This is a genomic window from Deltaproteobacteria bacterium (assembly GCA_011773515.1).
Lineage (GTDB): Bacteria > Desulfobacterota > Deferrimicrobia > J040 > J040 > WVXK01.
The window spans coordinates 62,637-64,442 of sequence record WVXK01000057.1; the positions used below are offsets into that span (position 1 = coordinate 62,637).

The following is a 1,806-nucleotide window of genomic DNA, read 5'->3' on the forward strand; positions in this document are numbered from 1 at the left end:
ACCTTGAAATCCTTCGTGAAATCCTTGAGGAGGCGCATCGATTTTTCCCGCAGCTCGGGCGGGACGTGGAAAAACCGAATTTCTATCGTTTTTGCTTCCGCGAAGGAGAGTTCGAAGAGATCGGTGTCGAGGCCGATGTTCAGCGCGATCCTGTTCGTCGCGGCAGCAAGGAGGTGCTTTTCCTGGATGATCGTCTCCCCCGTGGCTGCATAATCCCGTTCGACCCCCAGTATCTCGGCGAACTTCACGACCGCCTCGGCGCACGGTTCGATTCCCGTCGAAAGGGGTGTCAGGCAGAGATGAAAGTGCCAGGGGTCGGGCCAGTCCACGCCGCAGTAGTACTTGATGAAACCCGCCTTTTCCCTGTCAACTTTCCTGATCTTCTCCCTGGCTTCGGCCAGCTTTATCTTCTCGGTGAGGGACAGGTGGCTTGCCCGGAGATCGGGGATGTCCGTCACCAGTACGTTGAGGACCCCCTTTGTGTTCCTCAGAATGTCAAAGCCGCCCCGGCCCAGCAGGATAACCCGCCCCTGGGTGGCGAAAAAAAGGATTGACTCCTTCAGAAGGCATTTGAGCACGTTGATGTCACCCGTGAGGCGTTCGATGATATTCGGGGCTTTCTCCGCGAGAACCCTTTTGGCCGTACCCTCGTCGGCTATATCGATGAGCTTCTTCTGTATTTCCAGGCGGTCCACGATCCGGTAGCCCATCCGGGACGACACCTTCTCGACCAGTTCCTGTGCGCCGGCACCGTACTGCCGGGAAACCGTTATGACACCCATAGTCACCCCCCCTTGGTGAGAGGTTGCGAAAATGACTCCCTTTCTTGTCTTTTCGGCAACGGAAACAGCATGTTTCCATCAACTCCCCGTAACTAAATTGTAGGATATTTGGCTATCCAGGCATAGACATTTATCGTTGCGCGACCCGCCCGCGGGTTCTTAACGGGGGTCTTTTAGACGGGCTGTGCTGCCGGGGCGCTCTTTTTTCGGGACGCCTAAGGCTGAATTTGATACATATAGGGGAGGTTTCCCGTTGCTTCGCCTCTGGCTGTAAACAGCGGGCGGGCAGCGGAAGGGCATGCATTGCCGGTTTCGGAGCCCGTAAGGAGCACCGGGCGAAAATGGGGTGATTATGGTAACCATTGCCCTGCAGTTTCTGGGAATTTGTACCTTTCTGGCGGGTATCTCGTTGCTCGGGAGGAAGCTCGGGAAAAACCCCGACAGGGATTCCGCCGAGCGGCTGAGCAGGGTCGGCCACCTTCTGATCTACGCATGCCTGGTGTTTCCCGCCACCCTCGGGATCTTCTCCCCGGGGCTTGGCGGCTTCGACCGGATAATCGGTATCAGCCCGATACCGTTCCAAAATATCTCACTTCCGGCGGGATGCATTCTGCTTTTTGCGGGCCTTACCCTTATGTTTGCCGCCAATCAGAGCCTCAAATATCGCGGGAAGGGGGCCCCGGCCTTCAAGCTGACGAAAAAGCTCGTTGTCGGTGGCATCCACAGAAGGGTTCGAAACCCCATGTCACTTGGGTTTTACCTCACCTGCGTCGGGCTAAGCATGGCAGCAGGGTCTACCTATTGCACACTCGGTTCCCTTCTCGTGCTGATCCCTTCCCATCTTTTTTATCTCGTATATTTCGAGGAGCGCGAGCTCGAGATACGCTTCGGCCGGACCTACCGGGATTACAAAAGGAGCGTCCCCTTCATGATCCCGAAACTTTGACCCGATTATCAACGCACAGAATAACCACTCTACCCTATCTCCTCTCTCCTTACTCCTATCTGGATTTGAACTCTAAAC

Annotated in this window: 2 protein-coding genes; one reads left to right on the forward strand and one right to left on the reverse strand. The window is 55.7% G+C overall.

Features of this window, described 5'->3' with window-relative positions; all coding sequences use genetic code 11:
* The coding region (locus GTN70_06170) for a hypothetical protein (protein NIO16570.1) at window positions 1-782 on the reverse strand (782 nt) is incomplete at its 3' end.
* 352 nt (window positions 783-1,134) lie between these two features.
* Between GTN70_06170 and GTN70_06175 the strand changes: the two genes are divergently transcribed.
* Window positions 1,135-1,728 (forward strand): hypothetical protein, encoded by a 594-nt coding sequence (locus tag GTN70_06175; protein ID NIO16571.1) that lies wholly within the window; start codon window positions 1,135-1,137, stop codon window positions 1,726-1,728.
* Window positions 1,729-1,806 lie beyond the last annotated feature (78 nt).

Coding starts and splice junctions, on each gene's coding strand:
- GTN70_06175 (NIO16571.1), top strand. CDS start 1,135: ATGGTAACCATTGCCCTGCAGTTTCTGGGAATTTGTACCTTTCTGGCG.